Genomic DNA, 18,497 nt, shown 5'->3' with positions numbered 1-18,497 from the left:
GCTGGGTCCCGGTCCACCGGTCGACGGGACGGCTCGACCTCAGTCCCGCGGGCGGCCGGCCGGCACGTCCGCGGGCAGGAAGGCGACCGTGTTGGGCGTGTCGTCCGCGCACGGGGCGGGCTCGACCACGAGCACGAAGTCGTCGCCGTGCCGGGTGATCCCCTCGACGACGGCCTGCTCGACGGCGCCCGTGGCATACGCCCGCCGCAGCATCAGCGGATAGGAGCGCAGGTCCTTGGCCAGCGCGACCGCCATGCCGATCATGACCAGCGCGAACGGCAGCGCCGCGATGATCGTCAGGTTCTGCAGCCCGGTGAGGGCGTCGTCCCCGCCGACCAGCAGCATGATCGCCGCGACCGCGCCCATCACGACGCCCCAGAAGACGACGATCTGCTCTCCCCCTCCGCGGTACCCGGCGGCGGGGAGACGTAGTGCGCCAGCGGCTCGGCGACGCCGTAGAACATCAGCCCGATCCCCATGCCGGCGCTGAACATCATCGCGATCCAGGAGACGGTGCGGAACTCCGGCGCCTCGTCGTCGCGGCCCAGCGGGATCCGGCCGTACCGGCTGGCCGCCAGCCACAGGACGAAGACGACGAACGCCGAGGCCAGCGTGACGAACAGCCAGCCCAGGTTCTCCTCGATCCAGACCAGCGCGGTGGAGCTCACACTGCCGAGGCCGGTCGGAGAGGCGAACCCCCAGACGACGAAGGCCAGCGCGACGGCGGCGGCCACGCCGAAGACGACGGTGTCCAGCCCACCCCGATCGGCCTCCGGGGCCGGCGGCTCGGCCAACGCCGGGTGCGCGTCCGCCATCGATTGATCACTGTCCGTGATGAACACTGCGCGCTCGTCACCATGTCGTGCGGGGGATGTGCTCACAGCTGGATACGGCGCTCGGGTCGGGCGCCTCTCCCTTACTCAGGTGGTTACGACAGGGATGGCGGCCCTGGGCTGGGGACAGTCGCCCCACCGTGCGCTGGATGCGGAGGGGCTGCACACCGAGTTGATCTCAAACCCATCACTGTGAGTCATCGTCAGCACGCACATCGGCGACACACGCAGGCCACAGGAAGGCCCCCCGAGGCGCATGTGACGGAGGCGACGGGCCAAGATGGGTGCGGGATGGAGGTGCACCGATCGAAGCGCTAGAGGACGTCTGGAACTGGTTCCGCGGGCCCGGTCTCGAGGCCCTGCTGATCCTGATCGGGGCCACGCTGCTGGCCCGGTTCGTGAGCTGGGCCGGGAACCGGATCACCGACCGGATCGACGCCAACTACACCGGCTCCGACGCCCTGGTGCGCTCGGAGGCGGCGAAGCACCGGCACTCGCTGACCCAGGTGATCACCTGGGTCGGCATCGTGCTGATCTGGTGCATCGCCGTGTTCTTCGTGCTGGAGACCCTCGGCGTCCCGGTCACCGGGCTGGTCGCGCCGGCGACCGTGCTGGGCGTCGGGCTCGGGTTCGGCGCGCAGCGGGTCGTCGGCGACGTGCTGGCCGGCTTCTTCCTGATCACCGAGCGGCAGTACGGCTTCGGCGACGTCGTCTCCATCGCGGTGACCGGCAGCGCCGAGTCGGCCAACGGGACCGTCGAGGACGTCACGCTGCGGATCACCCGGCTGCGCTCGCCCGACGGCGAGGTGGTGACGATCTCGAACGGTCAGATCGTCAAGGTGGTCAACCTCTCCCGCGACTGGGCGCGGGCGGTGGTCGACGTCCCCGTCCCGGCCACCACCGACGTCACCCGGGTGCAGGAGGTGCTCCGCGACGTCGGAAAGAAGGCGTTCGACGACCCCCGCCTGCACCGGCTGCTGCTCGACGCGCCCAGCGTCATGGGCGTGGAGAGCCTGGCCCTCGACGAGGTCAACCTGCGGATGGTGGCCCGGACCCTGCCGGGCAAGCAGTTCGAGGTGGGGCGTGACCTCCGGGCCCGCGTGGCGCTGGCACTCTCCCGGGAGGGCGTGGCGCTGCGCGCCACCTCCGCCGAGGACGGCGACGCCCGCAGCGTGCAGGAGGAGGCCCTGGCCGAGGACCGGGCACGCAGTGGAGGTGCGGCATGAGCCCTCGGCACTCGCCGGACGACCGACCGACCACGGTGCAGCAGCAGACCGGGGTGCAGCCGGCCGTCACCACGATGCCGGCCACCCGCCGCTCGCGGCTGTGGCCGGGCGGGAAGCTGCCCGCCCGGATCGGCCGCGCGCGCACGTCGACCCTGGTGCTCGGCTCCCTGTTCCTGCTGCTCTTCGCCCTGTACGTCGCGGTGCGGCCGGACCCCGTGGAGTACACGACGGTGACCACCACCACGGGTCAGACCCTGCGTGTGCCCGCCTCGGACGTGCTGCCGCCGCCCACCAGCCCGGTCCCGGCCCCGGAGTCGACGCCGGCGGAGACCGCCGACCCGGAGGCGCCGACCAGCGACCCGGCGGACACCACCGACGCGGACCCGACCGCCCCGGCGACCACCGGCCGGCAGACCTCCACCTCGGCTCCGCCGACGGACGACGAGGAGGAGCCGACGACCTCGGCGCCGACGACGTCCCGCGCGCCGGCCACCACCAGCCAGGCGCCGGCCCCCACCGACGACGCCCCCGCGGAGCCGACCGGCTGACCCGGCCGCCGGGGGGACCGGGCTCAGCCGGGCAGGTCCGCGGTGGGGCCGGGGTCCCCGTCCGGCGGCTCGTCGTCGCCACTGCGGCGGCTGACCAGCCACGGTTGCAGGTCCTCGAAGCCGCGCACCGAGCGGCGCTGCAGCGGCACGACCCGGTAGCGGGGGTGCCGCTGCAGCCGGGCAGCCAGCTCCCGGTCGACGAGCACGCTGCCGGCGCGGGCCACCGTGGTCAGCCGGCTGGCCAGGTTCACCACCGACGAGTAGACGTCCCCGAGCCGGGTGAGCACCCGGCCGTGCGCCAGGCCGACCCGCAGCGGCGGCCGGTCCCCGGCCGCCCACCGCTCGGGCAGCGACAGCCCGATCTCCGCCGCGGCGGCCGGGTCGGCGGCGGTGAACAGCACGCCGTCCCCGACGTTCTTCACCACCTGGCCAGCACCGCGCGCGACCACCTCGGCGGCGGTCGCCTCGAAGTCCTCCACCATGTCGCCCAGCTCGGCGCCGCTCATGCCGCGCGTGCGGGTGGTGTAGCCGACCAGGTCGGCGAAGCCGACCGCCAGCACGCGCACTTCGCCGGCGGCCGGCGCGGTCGGCGCCCGCTCGACCGCGGCCGCCAGGTGCCGGCGCCACACGTAGTCCTGCACCCCGCCCAGCAGCGTCATCAACGCCTCGGCCGCGGGCGGCACGTCCCCGGGCGCGGGGTCCGGCCCGTCCGGCCGCCCGGCGCGGTCACGCGCCAGGGCGCCGGTGAGCAGGGCCGTCTGCCAGTCGGCCAGCCGCGCGAGCGGCTGCGCCAGCGCCCGGGCGAACGACGCCTCGGTGCCCGGGGCCACGAACCCGGCGTCGACGAGATCGGCGAGGGTGCGCAGCGCGGTGACGTCGTTGTCGGTGAACACCACGTCGCGCTCGGCGGCCTCGGCGAACCCCAGGGCGTGCCACAGCCGCTGGAAGCGGTCCGGCGGCATGCCGGATAGCTCGGCCACCTGCGCCCGGGTGTACCGGCGACCACCCCCGAGCAACAGCCGGTCCACCGCGGCGGCGGTCGGGGTGGGGCGCGCCTCGCCCTCGTCCTGCACCCTCCCGAGTGTGGGGCACGCGCAGGGGTCGTCCCGCGAGTCGCCGCGCCGGGCGCGGCGGCTCAGAACGCGCTGACGACGGCGATGCCCGGCTCGCCGCCCACGCCCGCCAGCGCCGGCCCGGCGTCGGCCAGCGCGAGCTCCCGGGTGACCTGCAGCTCCGGGCGCAGCCGCCCGGCGGAGATGAGGGACAGCATCGCCGGGTAGTCGGCGGCGGCCATCCCGTGGCTGCCCAGCACGGCGAGCTCCCCGGGCGGCCACCGCGTCCGTCGGGACCTCCGGGCGGCCCAGCACCGGGGCAGCAGGCCCACCTGCACGTGCCGCCCGCGGGTCAGCGCGCCGATTCCGAGGGTTGACAGGACCATGGCGATCTGTGTCACCATCTCGCTTAGATTCTAAGCGAGATGGTGAGGCGGATGGCTCGACAGACCGACGTGGAGGTGGAGCGCCTGGCAGAGGTGACGCGCCGGCACAGCACGGCCACGGTGCTCTACCACCACGCCATCGCCGAGCGGCTCGGGCTCGGGCCCTCCGACCACAAGTGCCTCGACCTGCTGCTACAGCACGGCGAGCTCACCGGCAGCCGGCTCGCCGCGATGACCGGGCTCACCACGGGCGCCGTCACCGGAGTCGTCAACCGACTGGAGTCGGCCAACTTCCTGCGTCGCCGTCCGGACCCGACCGACGGACGGAGGCAACTGCTGGAACCCGTCCCGGAGCGGGTCGGGGAGGTCGCCGCCGTCTTCGAGGAGAACGGTCCGGCACTCGACCGCCTCATCGTCGGGATGACCCCGGACCAGGTCGCCGCGGTGCTGACCTTCCTGGTCCGCGCAACCGATGAGCTCCAGGAGCGCACCACCCGGCTCCGCGGCCGCGCGCTCCTCAGTGGAGCGGGCCGCGCCGCCGGACGCCGGCCCTCTCGTCCGAGGCGAGCGAAGGAGGATGTCTGATGACGATCGTGGCAAGGGCTGCAGATGCGACGCTGACCGAGCTGTTCGACCGGATGTGCGCGGCCTGGACGGCCGGCGACGCGGCCGCCTACGGGGCGTGCTTCACCGAGGACAGCGACTACGTGTCCTACGACGGCACCCACGCGCGAGGTCGACAGGCCATGGTCGAGAACCACGACCGGCTGTTCCGGGGCGTGCTGACCGGCTCCGCGCTCGTCGGCCGCGTCGAGTCGATCCGCCACCTGCGCCCCGACGTCGCCGTCCTGCACGCGACCGGCTCCGTGCTCATGCCCTGGCGGGCCAGCCTGCCGAAGCGGCGGCTCTCGCGGCAGACGCTCGTCGCCGTGCGAGAGGACGGCGCGTGGCGGATCGCCGCGCTGCACAACGGGCGGGTCCGGCCGGTCACCATCCCGGAGCCGGCGTCCATGCCCTCCCGGATGTCCCGGGCGATGACGGCGATGGCCCGCGCGCTCGGGATCGGTCACTCCCTGGGCGGGCGTTGAGCACGGCTCCACCACCCCTGTCAGCCGTGCTCAGAACGCGGTGACGACGGCGATGCCCGGCTCGCCGCCCACCCCCGCCAGCGCCGGCCCGGCGTCGGCCAGCGCGAGCTCCCGGGTGACCAGCAGCTCCGGGCGCAGCCGCCCGGCGGAGATGAGGGACAGCATCGCCGGGTAGTCGGCGGCGGCCATCCCGTGGCTGCCCAGCACGGCGAGCTCCCCGGCCACCACCGCGTCCATCGGGACCTCCGGGCGGCCCAGCACCGGGGGCAGCAGGCCCACCTGCACGTGCCGCCCGCGCCGGCGCAGGCTGCGGATCGAGTTGACGCAGGTGACCGCGGCACCCAGCGCGTCGAGGGAGACGTGGGCGCCGCCGCCGGTGAGCTCGACGACCGCCGTGGGCACGTCGGCCGCCGTCCCGTCGACGACGTGCTCCGCGCCGAACGCGGCCGCCAGCTCCCGCGCGCCCGGCGCCACGTCGACGGCGACCACCCGGGCTCCGGCGGCGACCGCGACCTGGACCGCCGAGAGCCCCACCCCGCCGCAGCCGTGCACCGCCACCCACTCCCCCGGCCGCACCCGGCCGACCCCGGTGACGGCACGGAACGCGGTCGCGAACCGGCAGCCCAGGCTCGCGGCGGTGCTGAACGGCAGGTCCGCGGGCAGCGCGACCAGGTTCACGTCGGCGGCGTCGAGCGCGACGTACTCGGCCAGCGAGCCCCAGTGCGTGAACCCGGGCTGGGTCTGGCGCAGGCACACCTGCCCGTCGCCGTCCCGGCACGGGCCGCACCGCCCGCAGGCACACACGAACGGGACCGTGACCCGGTCGCCCACCGCCCAGGACCGCACCCGCGCACCGACCGCGGCCACCGTGCCGGCCAGCTCGTGACCGGGCACGTGCGGCAGGTCGACGTCCGGGTCGTGCCCCGACCAGGCATGCCAGTCACTGCGGCAGATCCCGCTCGCCCCGACCCGCACGACCACGCCGTCCGGGCCCGGCCGCGGGTCGGGGACCTCCTGCACCGTCAGCGGACCGCCGAACTCCTCGAACACGAGCGCGCGCACACCGACAGCCTGCCCGGTGGGAACCGGCTCCCGGCCACCTGGTCGGCGATCCGCCGCCCGCGTGGCGGACCGGTCGTGTGCCACCTACCGTCAGGGGCACGCGGTGCTCAAACCAGGCGGTAGCGCGGACCCATCCAGCCGGATCGACCGGCACCGCCCTGTCCAGCGGGGCCCCCTCCCAGAGAGCACCCATGACCTCATCTGCACTCGAGGCGTCCCCTCGAGCGGCCACCGTCCGCCGCGCCCGCGACCGCCAGGTCAGCGAGTACGCCGAGCTCTCCCGGCAGGTGCGTGACGCCGGGCTGCTGAACCGCCGGCGGGGCTGGTACCTCGGGGTCATCGCCCTGACCGTCGCCGCCTTCGCGGGCACCTGGGTGGCCGTCGTCCTGCTCGGGGACACCTGGTGGCAGCTGGCGCTGGCCGCCGTCCTGGCCGTCGTCTGCACCCAGTTCGGCTTCCTCGGACACGACACCGCCCACCGGCAGGTCTTCGCCTCCCACGCGGGCAACGCCTGGGCCGCCCGGGTGCTGTCCTGCGGCTTCGCCGGGCTGAGCTACGGCTGGTGGATGGGCAAGCACAACAAGCACCACAACGCGCCCAACCAGGTCGGCAAGGACCCCGACATCGGCCCCGGCCCGCTGGCCTTCCACCCCGAGGCCGCCCGGGGGCGCACCGGGGTGGCCGCGTGGTTCACCCGCCGTCAGGGCTGGGCGTTCTTCCCGCTGCTCACCCTGGAGGGCGTGGCCCTGCACGTGGCCAGCATCCAGACGCTGTGGCAGCGCAAGGACATGCCGCACCGGTGGCTGGAGCTCGGGATCATCGGCGTCCGGCTGGCGGCGTTCGTGGCGATCGTCTTCCTGCTGCTGCCGGCCGGCATCGCCGCCGCCTTCATCGGGGTCCAGCTCGCGGTCTTCGGTGTGCTGCTCGGCGGGTCGTTCGCGCCCAACCACAAGGGCATGCCGCTGGTGCCGGAGCAGGCCAAGATCGACTTCCTCCGCCGCCAGGTGCTGATGTCGCGCAACATCCGCGGCGGCCGGTTCACCGACCTGTTCATGGGTGGCCTGAACTACCAGGTGGAGCACCACCTGTTCCCGAGCATGCCGCGCCCCAACCTGAAGCGCGCCCAGCCGCTGGTCCGGGACTTCTGCGCCCGCTCCGGAGTGGTCTACACGGAGACGTCGCTGCTGGGCTCCTACGCCACCGTGGTCAAGTACCTCAACCAGGTCGGGCTGGCCGAGCGCGACCCGTTCAGCTGCCCCCTGGTGCGCCAGTACCGCGTCTGACCGCCGGCCGGCGCACGCGCCTCAGCCCACCGTGAGCAGCACGAGGAGGACGACGGCGGCGCCGAGGACCGCGAGCGCCACCAGGCCGGCGCGGTGGCTCCGCTGCGCCCGGCGGTCGGCCGCCACGCGGTCGAGCAGCCCGGCCGGTGCCGCCCCGTCGACCTCGGCGGCCCGGCGCGACAGGTCCCGGCGCAGCGCCGCCTCGACGTCCGGCTCCCCGAGCAGCTCCCCGAGCCGGGTCAGGCCCTGGTCGGTCAGCCCGGCCACGGCCGCCGCCGGCCGGCCGACCGCCGGACCGACCACCTCATCGGGCAGGTCCTCGCCGTACCGGAGGACGAGCACCGCCCGCGTCCGCGGTGGCAGGCGGGCGAGGGCCGCGGCCACCGGGCCGGGGCCGGGTGCCGCCGGCTGCGTCGCACCGGGCCAGCTGAACGCCGCGGTGGCCTCCCCGACCACCTGGCGCCGGCTGCGGCGCAGGTGCTCGGCGACGAGCCGGCGGCGGTCGCCCGTTCCCGGACCCGCGGCCACCAGCACGGCCAGCAGCAGGTCCTCGGCGGCGGCCCGGTCGCCGGTGAGCAGGTACGCCGCGCGCAGCAGCCCGGTCACCTGCCCGCCCGCGTCCGGGCCGTCGCCGGACACGGGTCAGGACAGCCGGCGGACGGCGCGGTGCCGGTCGAGCCGGTCGGTGTAGCTGACCGCGTTCGCCTTGATGGCGGCGACGTCGTCCTCGGTCGTCTGCCGGCGCACCTTCGCCGGCACCCCGGCGACCAGGGAGTTCGGCGGGATCTCGGTGCCCTGGGTGACCACGGCGCCGGCCGCGATGATCGACCCGGTGCCGATGTGCGCGCCGTTGAGCACGGTGCTGCCCATCCCGACCAGCACCTCGTCGTCCACCCGGCAGCCGTGCAGCACCACGCCGTGCCCGACGGTGACCCGATCGCCGAGCACCAGCGGGAACCCGGGGTCGCTGTGCAGCGTGGAGCCGTCCTGCACGTTGGAGTCCGCGCCGATCTCGATGACCTCCGCGTCGGCCCGGGCCACGGCCCCGTACCAGATGCTCGACCGCGGACCCATGGTCACCTTGCCGACCACGACCGCGGTCGGCGCCACGAACGCCTGCTCGTCGATCTCCGGGGCCCCGAAGTCCAGTCCGCCGATGTAGTGGTCAGCCACCCTGCTGCTCCTCACGCGTTCCGCGGGCCGGTCCCACGGCGAGAGGTCGTGTCTACCGCACGCCCCTCGGGCACTCGGTCGCGGGCCTCGGGTGCCCACTCGGCGTGGAAGGTGGCGAGGTCGAGCTCCTCCAGCTGCCGCTGCACCAGGCGCAGCATGTAGCCGGGCACGGTGGTGGGGTCGCCGGCCGGCACCCGGAGCACCCTCGGTGCCGTCGTCCCGGCGGTTGACGACGACGTCGCTCAGCGGGGGCCCGGCCACGGCACCCGTGAACAGCTGCACGGCGACAGTGACCGGATACCGGGCGGCGGTCAGAGATCGACCTCGGCGAGCACCCGCGGCACCTCCGGCGGCAGCTCGCGGGCGAGGAACCCCAGCCGACCGACCCGCGCGGCCAGCCGCTCCCCCGCCCGGCCGTGCACGTAGGCCGCCCAGACGGCGGCCTGCGCAGGCTCGGCGCCACGGGCCAGCATCCCGGCGACGATGCCCGCCCGGACGTCACCCGACCCGGACACCCCCAGCCCGGCTCCGCCGGTCTCGTCCTCCCACAGCCGGCCGTCGGGGGCGGCGATCCAGCTCGTCTCCCCACCCAGGCCCACGACGGCCCGCGCCTTGTCCGCGAGCTCCAGGGCGGCGCCGGCCGGGTCGTCGGCGAGGTCGTCGTGTTCCACGTGCAACGCGATCCCGAGCTCGGTGGGGTTCGGGGTGAGGACGGCGCGGCCCTGCAGGTGATGCCCGCAGCTGGGGTCGGCGGTGACGGCGGCGAGGCCGAGCGCGTCCAGGACGACCGGACCCTCGAGCTGGGGCAGCAGCGCCTCCACCAGCCCCCGCGTCTCCGCCTCGTCGGCCATGCCCGGGCCGATCAGCACCGCCGACGCCTTCTGCGCCAGGTCGAGCACCAGCTCGGCCGACGAGGCGCGGATGGCCCCCTCCTCGGTCGACGGCAGCCCCCGCACCAGCGCCTCCGGCAGCGAGATGGACACGTGCGGCGCCACCTTCGACGGGACGGCGACCTGCAGCTTCCCCGCGCCGGAACGCAGCGCCGCCTCGGCGGCGAGCAGCACCGCGCCCAGGGTCTCCGTGCTCGCGCCGACCACGAGGACCGACCCGCGCGAGTCCTTGCCCCCCGTCGGCTCGGGCAGCCGCCAGCCGCGGAGCACCTTGGCGGTGACCAGCGTCGACTCACGCCGGGGACGGGACATCGTTCTCCTCGGTGACCGGGGCGCCGGCGTCGTGCTCGTCGGCCGCCAGGTGGGTGACGGCGTTGTACTCGACCAGCCCGAAGGACCCGCCGTCCCCGCGGACGTAGCGGGTCACCGACGTGTTGGCGACCGGCTCCCCCCGGTCGATCTCGAGCAGCGCCGCCTCGGACAGCTCCTCCAGGACGTACCGGAAGACCATGAGCACCGCCTGGTGGGAGACGCACAGCAGCCGCTCGCCGTCGTGCCGCAGCGCCTCGGTGGCGAGCAGGCTGCGGATCCGCAGCGCGACGTCGGCCCAGCTCTCCCCGCCCGGCGGGCGGTAGTAGAACTTGCCGAGCAGCCCGCGGCGGCGGGCCTCGTCCGGGTACTCCGCCCGGATCCCGGCTCCGGTCATGCCGTCGAAGGCGCCGAAGTCCCGCTCCCGCAGCCGCTCGTCGTACCGGATCGTCAGGTCCAGCCCGCCCGCGGCGAGGGCCCGCTGCGCGGTCGTGGCGGCGCGGGTGAACGGTGAGCTCAGGACCGTGGTGGGGCGCTCGTCCTCGGGCATGCCTGCCAGCCAGCGGCCCAGCGCGTCCGCCTGCGACTCCCCGGTCGGGGACAGCGGGACGTCCGGGTCACGGACGTCGAGCTCCAGGCGGCCCGCGCCGCTGTCGTGCGCGGCCGCGTCCGCGACGTTCCCCATGCTCTCCGCGTGGCGCACCAGCCACAACGCCGCCGGGCCTGGTTCCCGCGCCATGTGCCTCCCCGATCCCGCCGCCGGTCCTCGGCGTCGTCCGGTCCCCCGTAGCCGGGCATGCCGCCGGTGAAACCGGCGCCGGCGGACCTGGACGGGCCCGGCCCGGCTCACCACCATGACCGGGTGCCCAACGACAGCCAGTTCCCCACCCGCGCCTTCCCGACCGCCGCGGACCTCGAGGAGTGGCTGGCCGCCGAGCACGACCGCGCGCCGGGCCTGTTCCTGCGGCTGGCCAAGCGCTCGGCCGGGGTGCCGTCGGTGACGATGGCCGAGGCCGTGGAGGTGGCCCTCTGCTTCGGCTGGATCGACGGGCGGTCCAACCGGGTGGACGACGACTGGTACACCGTCCGCTTCACCCCTCGCCGGCCTCGGAGCGTGTGGTCGCAGCGGAACGTGGAGACCGTCGCCCGCCTGCTCGAGGAGGGCCGGATGCGGCCGGCCGGGCTCGCGGCGGTGGAGGCGGCGCAGGCCGACGGGCGGTGGGACCGCGCCTACGCGGGGCCGGCGACGATCACCGTCCCCGACGACCTGGCCGCCGCCCTGGCCGCCGAGCCGGCCGCGCAGGAGGCGTTCGCCGGGCTGGACGGCGCCAACCGGTACGCCGTGCTGTGGCGGGTGCACACCGCGGCGACACCACAGACGCGGGCCCGGCGGATCGCGGCCTGCGTGCAGCTCCTCGCGGAGGGCCGCCGCCTGCACTGACGGCGAGGTGCCCAGCGTGGATCAGGTGACCTGGTCGAACGCCGTCCTCCCGCAGCGACGCTGGTGCGGGAGGACAGTCGGTGCTCAGGTCACCTGATCACCGCGACGGGCGGACGGCTCAGCCGGTGACGCGGCGGGCGCCGACGTAGCCGCCCTTGTCCACGCTGGTCACCGCGACCGGGCGGCCGGGCACGCTGGCGTGCACCATCTGGCCGTTGCCGATGTAGATGCCCACGTGGCTGATCGGGTTGTAGAAGAAGACCAGGTCACCGGGCTGCAGGTCGGCGCGCGCGACGGGGACCCCCACCCGGGACTGCGCGGCGCTGGAGTGCGGCAGCGTGATCCCGGCGGCGGCGTAGGCGTACATCGTCAGCCCGGAGCAGTCGAAGGCGTCCGGACCGGTGGCGGCGTGCCGGTAGGCGTCGCCCAGCTGGGCCAGCGCCGTCTGCACGGCGGACCCGGCCGCCGCGGTGGGCGCCGGGGCGGCGCTGGCCACGACCGCCGGGCCGGCGACCGCCAGCTGCACGCGGGCCTGGTCGGCGGCCGAGAGCCGGGCGAGGTCCGCCTGGTATCCGGCGAGGTCGTCCTCGAGCTGCTCCTGCCGGGCGGCCAGCTCGGCGGCGGCGGTCTCCGCGGCCACGGCGGCGTCGGTGGCGGCCTGCTGGGCCTGCTCGGCCGTCGTGCGGGCGGCGGCCGCGGCGGCCACGACGTCGTCGGCGTGGTCGGCGAGCTCGTCGAGCGTGGTCAGCTGCTGCACCAGGTCGTCGACGGAGCCGCTGGTGAGGAAGGCCGCGAGCTGGCCATGCGTCGTCCCGATGTACCCGGCCTGGGCGATGGCCGCCAGCGCCGGCTGGAGCTGGCCGAGCTGGGCCTGGGCGGTGGCGGCGGCGGTGGCGGCCTCGGTCGCCACGGACTGCTGCTGCTGCGCGGCGGTGGCGGCCTCGTTGACCTGCTCCCCGATCGCCTCCAGCTCCTGGGCCGCCTGGGTGACGGACTGGCGGGCCTCCTCGATCGTCGTCGGCGCGGCCGAGGCCGACACGGGGACGAGGACGATCGCCGCGGCACCCGCGCTCAGCGCCAGCGCCGCGCCGCGGGTCCACCGGCGGGTGGTCGAGCGGGTCACCGGGCCTCCAGGTGCGCACTGTCGCACCCGGAGAGGGGGCAGGGAACTGCGCGCGTCGGAACGGACCGTAAGGAGACCGCTGCTCTGGGCTCCGCCGAACGCGCCGGGACCGATCAGTCCAGCGTCGTCCTCAGTCCCACAGGCCCCGCCTGCCCCTCCCGTTGCGCGCCGACGGCACGATCCGGTCGGCGACCGCTCCGGTGGCGAACGAGTAGACCGCCTTGTGCCCGACGTCGACCACTTGGTCCTGACGCGACCAGGTCCACGGCGGGGCGCCGACCCCGGTGACGTTCTCCAGGGTCTGGTCGACGGCCAGCCGGACGGCGGTGTGCCAGGCCGAGGCCCGCCACCCGCGCAGCCCGGCCGCGGACCAGATCCCGCGCAGCGCCCCGACCGCCGCGCCGGTGCCCCAGTGCATGAGGTGGTTGCGCACCGGCGGCCGCGCCGACTCCGGCAGCCGCCGTCCGGTGGTCAGCGCCGTGAGCGTCCGGGCCGGCACGTAGGAGTCCGGCCGCCCGGTGACCGCCTGCTCCACCTTCTCGCCCGCCGTCATCGCCGCGACGCCGACCAGTCCGGCCACTGCGCCGCGCAGCGCTGCCCGTGCCCACATGCCGGCGGGCTACCCGACCCGGCGCCGGGGGAACCGGACGCGGACGACGACGAGCCGCCCGCCGGTTCCCCGGCGGACGGCTCGTCCGATGCGGTCCCGGCCTGCCGCCGGGGATTTCGTGCGGCTGATCAGCCGATCGAGGGCTCCTGGGCCTGCAGTGCCTCGAGCACCGCGACGTCGCGCAGGATCGCCGAGAGCTCGCTGGAGGTCCACGGCTCGCAGCAGTCGCAGTCGCCGGCGTCGGCGAAGCTGCGCAGGCCCAGCTGACCGGCGGCCTGGTCCTCGGCGAGCGCCAGCTGGCCGTCCTCGGGGTTGCGGTGACACCGGCAGCTGGAGGCGCACATGCCCAGCCCCCAGCCGGAGACGACCACGGCCGGGCCGTTGTCGTGGACCTTGCCCAGCTGGAAGATCGAGGGCTTCTGGCGGTGTGTCATGGAGGCTCCCCTCGCCGTCCTGCCGGGGGCAGGTGGTCGTCGTCGGCGTCAGGAAAAAAGTAGCCGCGCTCGAGGTTTGAGGACGGCGACACCCGGGAACCCGCGCCGCTTCTGTCGTCCGCGACTGAGCTCCTGCCACACCCGCCCCGCGCACCCCGGCAGCCCCGCGCCCGGAGCCCTCCTCCTGGTCACCGACGGCGCGGGACGTCCACGTCCGGCGCCGGGGTGGTCACCCGCGGGTCGCGAGGTCCAGCTGCACCTCGGGGTAGAGCGGGTGGACGGCGAGCAGCTCCGCCGCCCGGGCGCGCACCCGCTCGGCGACCTGCGGGTCCAGCCGGTAGCGGACCTTCGAGTCCCCGTCGGGCTCGGTGGCGGCCAGGACGTCGGCGATGAGGTCCCCGACCTCCGCCAGCTCGTCCTCCCGCAGCCCGCGGGTGGTCAGCGCCGGGGTGCCCAGCCGGATGCCGCTGGTGTACCAGGGCCCGTTCGGGTCGGCCGGGACGGCGTTGCGGTTGGTGACCAGCCCGGCGTCCAGGAGGGCCGCCTCGGCCTGCCGGCCGGTCAGCCCGCCCGCGCCGACGTCGGCGAGCACCAGGTGGTTGTCGGTGCCGCCGGTGACCAGCCGGACGCCGCGGCGCAGCAGCCCCTCGGCCAGTGCCCGGGCGTTGGCGACGATCTGCTGCGCGTAGCCGGCGAACTCGGGCCGGCGTGCCTCGGCCAGCGCCACCGCCTTGGCGGCCATCACGTGCGGCAGCGGCCCGCCGAGCACCATCGGGCACCCGCGGTCGACCGAGGGCGCGAACTCCTCGGTGCACAGCACCATGCCGCCGCGGGGGCCGCGCAGCGACTTGTGCGTCGTGGTGGTGACCACGCCGGCGTGCGGCACCGGGTCGAAGTCCCCGGTGAGCACCTTGCCGGCGACGAGCCCGGCGAAGTGGGCCATGTCGACCATCAGCGTGGCGCCCACCTCGTCGGCGATCTCCCGCATCGCGGCGAAGTCGACCAGCCGCGGATAGGCGGAGTAGCCGGCGACGAGGACCAGCGGCCGGAACTCCCGGGCCCGCTCGCGCAGCGCGGCGTAGTCGATCAGCCCGGTGGACGGGTCGGTGCCGTAGCTGGACTGCTCGAACATCTTGCCGGAGATGTTCGGCCGGAAGCCGTGCGTGAGGTGCCCGCCGGCGTCCAGGGACATACCGAGCATCCGCTGGTTGCCCAGCGCGCGGCGCAGCTGCTGCCAGTCCGCCTCCGTCAGCGCGTCGACGTTCTTCACCCCGGCCTCGGCCAGGGCGGGGCTCTCCACGCGGTGGGCGAGGATCGACCAGAACGCGACCAGGTTGGCGTCGATGCCCGAGTGCGGCTGGACGTAGGCGTGCTCGGCGCCGAACAGCTCCCGGGCGTGCTCGGCAGCCAGCCGCTCGACGGTGTCCACGTTCTGGCAGGCGGCGTAGAAACGCCGTCCCGGGGTGCCCTCGGCGTACTTGTCGCTGAACCAGTTGCCCATCGCCAGCAGGACGGCCGGGGAGGCGTAGTTCTCGCTGGCGATCAGCTTGAGGCTGTCGCGCTGGTCGGCGAGCTCCTGGCCGATCGCCGCGGCGATGCGCGGCTCGACCTGCGCGATGACGTCCAGGGCACTGGCGAAGGCGGCGGTCTCGCGGGTGTCGGTGCTGGTCACGGGCTCTCCTCGTCGACGTTCGGGGAGCCCAGGCGCGCGGCACGTCCACGGGGCCGCTCCCCGGTGGTGGTCCACCTGTCTGCGCCAGTCACGGCCCGCGACGAGGGTAGCCAGGTGGCCCCGCCGTCCACCAGGGGCCCCAGGTGAGGGGCGCCCGCCGGGCGGGTACGCAGCCGGCATGTCCACGACTCCTGAGTCAGCCCCCTCCTCGCCCGGCCGCGGCGAGACCGACACCCCGTCGGATGCCCCGATCCCCACCCGGGACCCCGCGACGCTGGACCCCGAGCCCACCGGCGACCCGGTCGACCCGGCCGTGGCCACGTCGGTCCCCGACCCGGAGCAGACCGGCCGCGGCGAGCGCTGACCCGCCCGCGCGTCAGCTCGCGCGGGACACCGAGCTCATGTTGAAGTCCGGCACCCGCAGCGTGGGCATCGCCGCCCGGGTGAACCAGTCGTTCCACTCCCGCGGCAGGGTCCGCTCGGTGCGGCTGGCCTGGGTGACCCGGCCGAGCAGGTCGACCGGGGACTCGTTGAACCGGAAGTTGTTCACCGCGCCGGTGACCTCGCCGTCCTCCACGAGGAAGACGCCGTCCCGGGTGAGACCGGTGAGCAGCAGGGTCTGCGGGTCGACCTCGCGGATGTACCAGAGCGTGGTGAGCAGCAGCCCGCGCTCGGTGCCCGCGATCATCTCCGCCTGCGACGCGGTGGCGTCCGGGTCCTCGAGGATGAGGTTGCCGACGGCGGCGGTGGGCGGCGCGGTCTGCTTCAGCGCCCAGGCCCGCGGCCGGATCAGGTTGGTGAGGACGCCGTCGCGGATCCAGTCCACCGCCGGGGTGGCCATGCCGTTGTCGAACACCGACGCCGACCCGGAGGAGGAGCCGACCACCTGGAACGGGGTGGTCTCCAGGCCCTTGGCGTACGGGTCGCTGCGCAGGGTGAGCGGCAGCTGGGCCAGCCGCTCGCCGATCCGGTTCCCGCCGCCGGCCTTGGCGTAGACGTTGCGGCCCTCGTCGGCGTCCCGCGCCTCCATCGTCCAGTAGGCGTAGATCATCAGGTCGCTGACCGCGGACGGCGGCAGCAGCGTCTCGTACCGCCCGGCCGGCAGCTCCACCCGGCGCTGCGACCAGGCCATCCGCTGGCGCACCTCGGCGGCGAGGTCGGCGACCGAGACGTCGGTGAAGTCCCGGGTGCCGACCCCCGACCACACCGAGCGGGCGAAGTCGGAGCTCTTCCCGTTGAGCTCGACGCGGCCGGCGGGCTGGTCGTGCCGCAACCGCAGGCCGGTGGAGCTGCCCAGGTAGGTGGTGGCCATCGAGTGCTCGGCGAACCCGAACAGCAGCTCGTCCCGGTCGCGCGCCTCGCCGAACGCCTCGCCGAGCGCGGGGGCGAAGTCGGCGAACACCCCGATGGAGGTGTCGGCGGGTTCGGCGTCCCAGCCGCCGGACCCCTCGGGCGCCTCGCTGATCAGGGGCATCGCGTCCTCGGCCGGACCGGCGTCCCGGGCGGCCTGTTCGCTGGCGGCGACCAGCTCGGTGATGTCCGGGGAGCCGGTGCGGGCGACGGTGCCGGTGGCCATCCCCGTGCCGCCGTCGACGAACGAGATGACCACCACCTGCCGGGACCGCATCGCCCCGTTGGTGGTGAGGCTGTTGCTCGCCCAGCGCAGGTTGGCCTCGGAGCTCTCGACGACGAACGTGACCTGCCCGTCCGCCGTCGACGCGTCGAGGGCGGCCTCCACGACCTCCTGAGCCACCATGCGGGTCATCGGCCGGACTCCTGGGTCGTGTTGAGGATGGTGATGTTCTCGAACAGCGCGCTCGGGCAGCCGTGGCTGACCGGCGCGACCTGGCCGGGCTGGGCCTTGCCGCAGTTGAAGGCGCCGCCGAGCACGTAGGTCGACGGTCCGCCGACGACGCGCATCGAGCCCCAGAAGTCCGTGGTCGTCGCCTGGTAGGCGACGTCCCGCAGCTGCCCGGCGAGCCTGCCGCCCTCGATCCGGTAGAACCGCTGACCGGTGAACTGGAAGTTGTAGCGCTGCATGTCGATCGACCAGCTCTTGTCGCCGACGACGTAGATGCCCCGCTCGACCCCGGCGATCAGCTCCTCCGTGGACGGCCCGTCGGGCGCCGGCTGCAGGGAGACGTTGGCCATCCGCTGCACCGGCACGTGCGATGCCGAGTCGGCGAACGCGCAGCCGTTGGACCGGGGTGACCCAACCTTGGCGGCCGTGTTGCGGTCCACCTGGTAGCCGACCAGCACGCCGTCGCGGATCAGGTCCCACTGCTGGCCGGCGACGCCCTCGTCGTCCCAGCCGACGGTCGACAGGCCGTGCTCGGCGGTGCGGTCACCGGTGACGTTCAGCAGCGGCGAGCCGTACTGCAGGGTGCCGAGCTTGTCGGGCGTGGCGAACGAGGTGCCGGCGTAGGCGGCCTCGTAGCCCAGCGCCCGGTCGAGCTCGGTGGCGTGGCCGATCGACTCGTGGATGGTCAGCCACAGGTTGGAGGGGTCGACGACCAGGTCGTGCCGGCCGGGCTCGACCGACGGCGCCTTGGTCTTCTCCCGCAGCAGCTCCGGGATCTCGGCGAGCTCCCCGCGCCAGTCCCAGTGGTCGCCGGTGAGGAACTCCCAGCCGCGGCCCACCGGCGGGGCAAGCGTGCGCATCGACTCGAACGCCCCGGTGGCCCGGTCGACGGTGAGCGCGGTGAACTCCGGGTGGATGCGCACCCGCTGCTGCCGGGTGCGGGTGCCGGCGGTGTCCGCGTAGTACTTCTGCTCCTTGACCTGCAGCACGCTGCTCTGCACGTGCTCGACGCCGTCGGCGGCCAGCAGCCGCTCGGACATCTCGGTCATCAGCGCGGTCTTCTCGGCGTCCGGGACGGCGAAGGGGTCCACCTCGTAGGCCGAGACCCACTCGCCGTCGGCGTACACCGGCTCGGGCGCGAGCTCGACCCGGTCGGTGTTGATCGCCGCGGACACCGTCGCGACGGCGACCGCCTCCTCGGCCAGGCGCACCGCCTCGGCCGCGGTGAGGACCACGCCCGCGGCGAACCCCCAGGTGCCCTGGAGGACGACCCGGACCGCGAGGCCGAGGTCCTCCCCGTCGACCAGCGACTCCAGGCGGGCGTCGCGCAGGCTCAGCGACTGCGTGCGGATGCGCTCGACCCGCAGGTCGGCGTGCTCGCAGCCGAGGTCGACGGCGCGGGTGAGCGCGGCCTCGGTGAGCGCGGACAGCGGCAGCGCGAGGAAGGACTCGTCGACCGAGCGGGGTGGTGGCACGGGTCCGTGTCTACCAGGCCGGACCGACGCGAACGACGGGAATGGTGAGCACGGCTACCGACCGGCGCCCGCCGGCCGGCCCCCGCGCATG

General features: G+C 74.9%; 23 protein-coding genes and 1 riboswitch. Of the genes, 7 read left to right on the top strand and 16 right to left on the bottom strand.

Annotated features, from left to right (window positions below; translation table 11 throughout):
• Window positions 1–39: 39 nt before the first annotated feature.
• Both HK417_RS06800 and HK417_RS06795 read right to left on the bottom strand, forming a co-directional pair.
• Complete coding sequence (locus tag HK417_RS06800; protein WP_222264698.1) at window positions 40–366, bottom strand: BCCT family transporter; 327 nt, start codon at window positions 364–366, stop codon at window positions 40–42.
• Complete coding sequence (locus HK417_RS06795; protein WP_308123421.1) at window positions 366–842, bottom strand: BCCT family transporter; 477 nt, start codon at window positions 840–842, stop codon at window positions 366–368. The genes HK417_RS06800 and HK417_RS06795 overlap by 1 nt, the downstream gene beginning before the upstream one ends.
• Window positions 843–1,117: 275 nt before the next feature.
• On the opposite strand from HK417_RS06795, the gene HK417_RS06790 reads away from it, so the two are divergent.
• Entirely contained in the window at window positions 1,118–2,059 is a 942-nt protein-coding gene (locus HK417_RS06790) for a mechanosensitive ion channel family protein (protein WP_308123420.1), read from the top strand.
• Window positions 2,056–2,607: a hypothetical protein gene (locus tag HK417_RS06785; protein WP_222264696.1), complete on the top strand. Its 552-nt coding sequence runs from the start codon at window positions 2,056–2,058 to the stop codon at window positions 2,605–2,607. The genes HK417_RS06790 and HK417_RS06785 overlap by 4 nt, the downstream gene beginning before the upstream one ends.
• Before the next feature lie 23 nt (window positions 2,608–2,630).
• Here the strand turns inward: HK417_RS06785 and HK417_RS06780 are convergent, their stop codons facing one another.
• Together HK417_RS06780 and HK417_RS06775 are read right to left on the bottom strand one after the other, a co-directional pair.
• A complete protein-coding gene (locus tag HK417_RS06780; RefSeq protein ID WP_222264694.1) occupies window positions 2,631–3,680 on the bottom strand; it encodes an adenylate/guanylate cyclase domain-containing protein in 1,050 nt (349 codons plus the stop codon).
• 62 nt (window positions 3,681–3,742) lie between these two features.
• A complete protein-coding gene (locus HK417_RS06775) occupies window positions 3,743–4,063 on the bottom strand; it encodes a hypothetical protein (RefSeq protein ID WP_261326033.1) in 321 nt (106 codons plus the stop codon).
• A 33-nt stretch (window positions 4,064–4,096) separates the two neighbouring features.
• Between HK417_RS06775 and HK417_RS06770 the strand changes: the two genes are divergently transcribed.
• Window positions 4,097–4,630, top strand: a complete 534-nt coding sequence (locus HK417_RS06770) for a MarR family winged helix-turn-helix transcriptional regulator (RefSeq protein ID WP_222264692.1) — start codon at window positions 4,097–4,099, stop codon at window positions 4,628–4,630.
• On the top strand, window positions 4,630–5,133 hold the full coding sequence (locus HK417_RS06765; protein WP_222264691.1) for an SgcJ/EcaC family oxidoreductase: 504 nt from the start codon (window positions 4,630–4,632) through the stop codon (window positions 5,131–5,133). The genes HK417_RS06770 and HK417_RS06765 overlap by 1 nt, the downstream gene beginning before the upstream one ends.
• Window positions 5,134–5,163: 30 nt before the next feature.
• Here the strand turns inward: HK417_RS06765 and HK417_RS06760 are convergent, their stop codons facing one another.
• Window positions 5,164–6,195, bottom strand: coding sequence for an alcohol dehydrogenase catalytic domain-containing protein (locus tag HK417_RS06760; RefSeq protein ID WP_222264689.1), 1,032 nt, complete (start codon window positions 6,193–6,195; stop codon window positions 5,164–5,166).
• Window positions 6,196–6,386: 191 nt separating this feature from the next.
• On the opposite strand from HK417_RS06760, the gene HK417_RS06755 reads away from it, so the two are divergent.
• Window positions 6,387–7,478, top strand: coding sequence for a fatty acid desaturase family protein (locus tag HK417_RS06755; protein WP_222264687.1), 1,092 nt, complete (start codon window positions 6,387–6,389; stop codon window positions 7,476–7,478).
• Window positions 7,479–7,499: 21 nt separating this feature from the next.
• On the opposite strand, the gene HK417_RS26395 is transcribed toward HK417_RS06755, so the two are convergent.
• From HK417_RS26395 to HK417_RS06730, 5 genes are all read right to left on the bottom strand, one after another.
• The gene (locus tag HK417_RS26395) at window positions 7,500–8,117 is read right to left on the bottom strand and encodes a sigma factor-like helix-turn-helix DNA-binding protein (RefSeq protein ID WP_222264685.1); all 618 of its coding nucleotides are present in this window, start codon (window positions 8,115–8,117) and stop codon (window positions 7,500–7,502) included.
• A gap of 3 nt (window positions 8,118–8,120) precedes the next feature.
• Window positions 8,121–8,651: a gamma carbonic anhydrase family protein gene (locus tag HK417_RS06745; RefSeq protein WP_222264683.1), complete on the bottom strand. Its 531-nt coding sequence runs from the start codon at window positions 8,649–8,651 to the stop codon at window positions 8,121–8,123.
• Window positions 8,652–8,662: 11 nt separating this feature from the next.
• Complete coding sequence (locus HK417_RS06740) at window positions 8,663–8,845, bottom strand: hypothetical protein (RefSeq protein WP_222264681.1); 183 nt, start codon at window positions 8,843–8,845, stop codon at window positions 8,663–8,665.
• A gap of 117 nt (window positions 8,846–8,962) precedes the next feature.
• Window positions 8,963–9,853 (bottom strand): NAD(P)H-hydrate dehydratase, encoded by an 891-nt coding sequence (locus HK417_RS06735; protein ID WP_222264679.1) that lies wholly within the window; start codon window positions 9,851–9,853, stop codon window positions 8,963–8,965.
• Complete coding sequence (locus tag HK417_RS06730) at window positions 9,834–10,589, bottom strand: histidine phosphatase family protein (protein ID WP_222264677.1); 756 nt, start codon at window positions 10,587–10,589, stop codon at window positions 9,834–9,836. The genes HK417_RS06735 and HK417_RS06730 overlap by 20 nt, the downstream gene beginning before the upstream one ends.
• A gap of 123 nt (window positions 10,590–10,712) precedes the next feature.
• Here HK417_RS06730 and HK417_RS26105 point away from each other — a divergent pair, with 123 nt between their 5' ends.
• Window positions 10,713–11,291, top strand: a complete 579-nt coding sequence (locus HK417_RS26105; RefSeq protein ID WP_308123418.1) for a YdeI/OmpD-associated family protein — start codon at window positions 10,713–10,715, stop codon at window positions 11,289–11,291.
• A 118-nt stretch (window positions 11,292–11,409) separates the two neighbouring features.
• On the opposite strand, the gene HK417_RS06720 is transcribed toward HK417_RS26105, so the two are convergent.
• The 4 genes from HK417_RS06720 to HK417_RS06705 all read right to left on the bottom strand — a co-directional run bounded on the left by HK417_RS06720 (window position 11,410) and on the right by HK417_RS06705 (window position 15,130).
• Complete coding sequence (locus HK417_RS06720; RefSeq protein ID WP_222264673.1) at window positions 11,410–12,414, bottom strand: C40 family peptidase; 1,005 nt, start codon at window positions 12,412–12,414, stop codon at window positions 11,410–11,412.
• Between the two features lie 130 nt (window positions 12,415–12,544).
• Window positions 12,545–13,024: a hypothetical protein gene (locus HK417_RS06715; protein WP_261326032.1), complete on the bottom strand. Its 480-nt coding sequence runs from the start codon at window positions 13,022–13,024 to the stop codon at window positions 12,545–12,547.
• A 128-nt stretch (window positions 13,025–13,152) separates the two neighbouring features.
• Complete coding sequence (locus HK417_RS06710) at window positions 13,153–13,458, bottom strand: hypothetical protein (RefSeq protein WP_222264671.1); 306 nt, start codon at window positions 13,456–13,458, stop codon at window positions 13,153–13,155.
• A 229-nt stretch (window positions 13,459–13,687) separates the two neighbouring features.
• Entirely contained in the window at window positions 13,688–15,130 is a 1,443-nt protein-coding gene (locus HK417_RS06705) for a glycine hydroxymethyltransferase (protein ID WP_222264669.1), read from the bottom strand.
• Between the two features lie 19 nt (window positions 15,131–15,149).
• Window positions 15,150–15,232, bottom strand: a riboswitch (ZMP/ZTP riboswitch).
• Between the two features lie 76 nt (window positions 15,233–15,308).
• Here HK417_RS06705 and HK417_RS06700 point away from each other — a divergent pair.
• Window positions 15,309–15,494 (top strand): hypothetical protein, encoded by a 186-nt coding sequence (locus HK417_RS06700; RefSeq protein WP_222264666.1) that lies wholly within the window; start codon window positions 15,309–15,311, stop codon window positions 15,492–15,494.
• Between the two features lie 12 nt (window positions 15,495–15,506).
• Here HK417_RS06700 and HK417_RS06695 read toward each other — a convergent pair whose 3' ends face one another.
• Both HK417_RS06695 and HK417_RS06690 read right to left on the bottom strand, forming a co-directional pair.
• On the bottom strand, window positions 15,507–16,895 hold the full coding sequence (locus tag HK417_RS06695) for a metallopeptidase TldD-related protein (protein ID WP_222264664.1): 1,389 nt from the start codon (window positions 16,893–16,895) through the stop codon (window positions 15,507–15,509).
• Window positions 16,892–18,406: a TldD/PmbA family protein gene (locus HK417_RS06690; RefSeq protein WP_222264662.1), complete on the bottom strand. Its 1,515-nt coding sequence runs from the start codon at window positions 18,404–18,406 to the stop codon at window positions 16,892–16,894. The genes HK417_RS06695 and HK417_RS06690 overlap by 4 nt, the downstream gene beginning before the upstream one ends.
• Window positions 18,407–18,497: the final 91 nt, after the last annotated feature.

Origin of the sequence: Modestobacter marinus (genome assembly GCF_019799945.1) — a bacterium.
Classification (GTDB): Bacteria; Actinomycetota; Actinomycetes; order Mycobacteriales; family Geodermatophilaceae; genus Modestobacter; species Modestobacter marinus_B.
Note: the sequence above shows the minus strand (reverse complement) of the source record. Positions and strands in the feature narration are given on the sequence as shown.

Bases quoted from the DNA above. Each gene is read 5' to 3' on its own strand.
- HK417_RS06800 (WP_222264698.1), bottom strand. From the start codon at position 366: ATGGGCGCGGTCGCGGCGATCATGCTGCTGGTCGGCGGGGACGACGCC.
- HK417_RS06785 (WP_222264696.1), top strand. From the start codon at position 2,056: ATGAGCCCTCGGCACTCGCCGGACGACCGACCGACCACGGTGCAGCAG.
- HK417_RS06775 (WP_261326033.1), bottom strand. From the start codon at position 4,063: ATGGTGACACAGATCGCCATGGTCCTGTCAACCCTCGGAATCGGCGCG.
- HK417_RS06770 (WP_222264692.1), top strand. From the start codon at position 4,097: ATGGCTCGACAGACCGACGTGGAGGTGGAGCGCCTGGCAGAGGTGACG.
- HK417_RS06765 (WP_222264691.1), top strand. From the start codon at position 4,630: ATGACGATCGTGGCAAGGGCTGCAGATGCGACGCTGACCGAGCTGTTC.
- HK417_RS06755 (WP_222264687.1), top strand. From the start codon at position 6,387: ATGACCTCATCTGCACTCGAGGCGTCCCCTCGAGCGGCCACCGTCCGC.
- HK417_RS06735 (WP_222264679.1), bottom strand. From the start codon at position 9,853: ATGTCCCGTCCCCGGCGTGAGTCGACGCTGGTCACCGCCAAGGTGCTC.
- HK417_RS06730 (WP_222264677.1), bottom strand. From the start codon at position 10,589: ATGGCGCGGGAACCAGGCCCGGCGGCGTTGTGGCTGGTGCGCCACGCG.
- HK417_RS06715 (WP_261326032.1), bottom strand. From the start codon at position 13,024: ATGTGGGCACGGGCAGCGCTGCGCGGCGCAGTGGCCGGACTGGTCGGC.
- HK417_RS06710 (WP_222264671.1), bottom strand. From the start codon at position 13,458: ATGACACACCGCCAGAAGCCCTCGATCTTCCAGCTGGGCAAGGTCCAC.
- HK417_RS06700 (WP_222264666.1), top strand. From the start codon at position 15,309: ATGTCCACGACTCCTGAGTCAGCCCCCTCCTCGCCCGGCCGCGGCGAG.
- HK417_RS06695 (WP_222264664.1), bottom strand. From the start codon at position 16,895: ATGACCCGCATGGTGGCTCAGGAGGTCGTGGAGGCCGCCCTCGACGCG.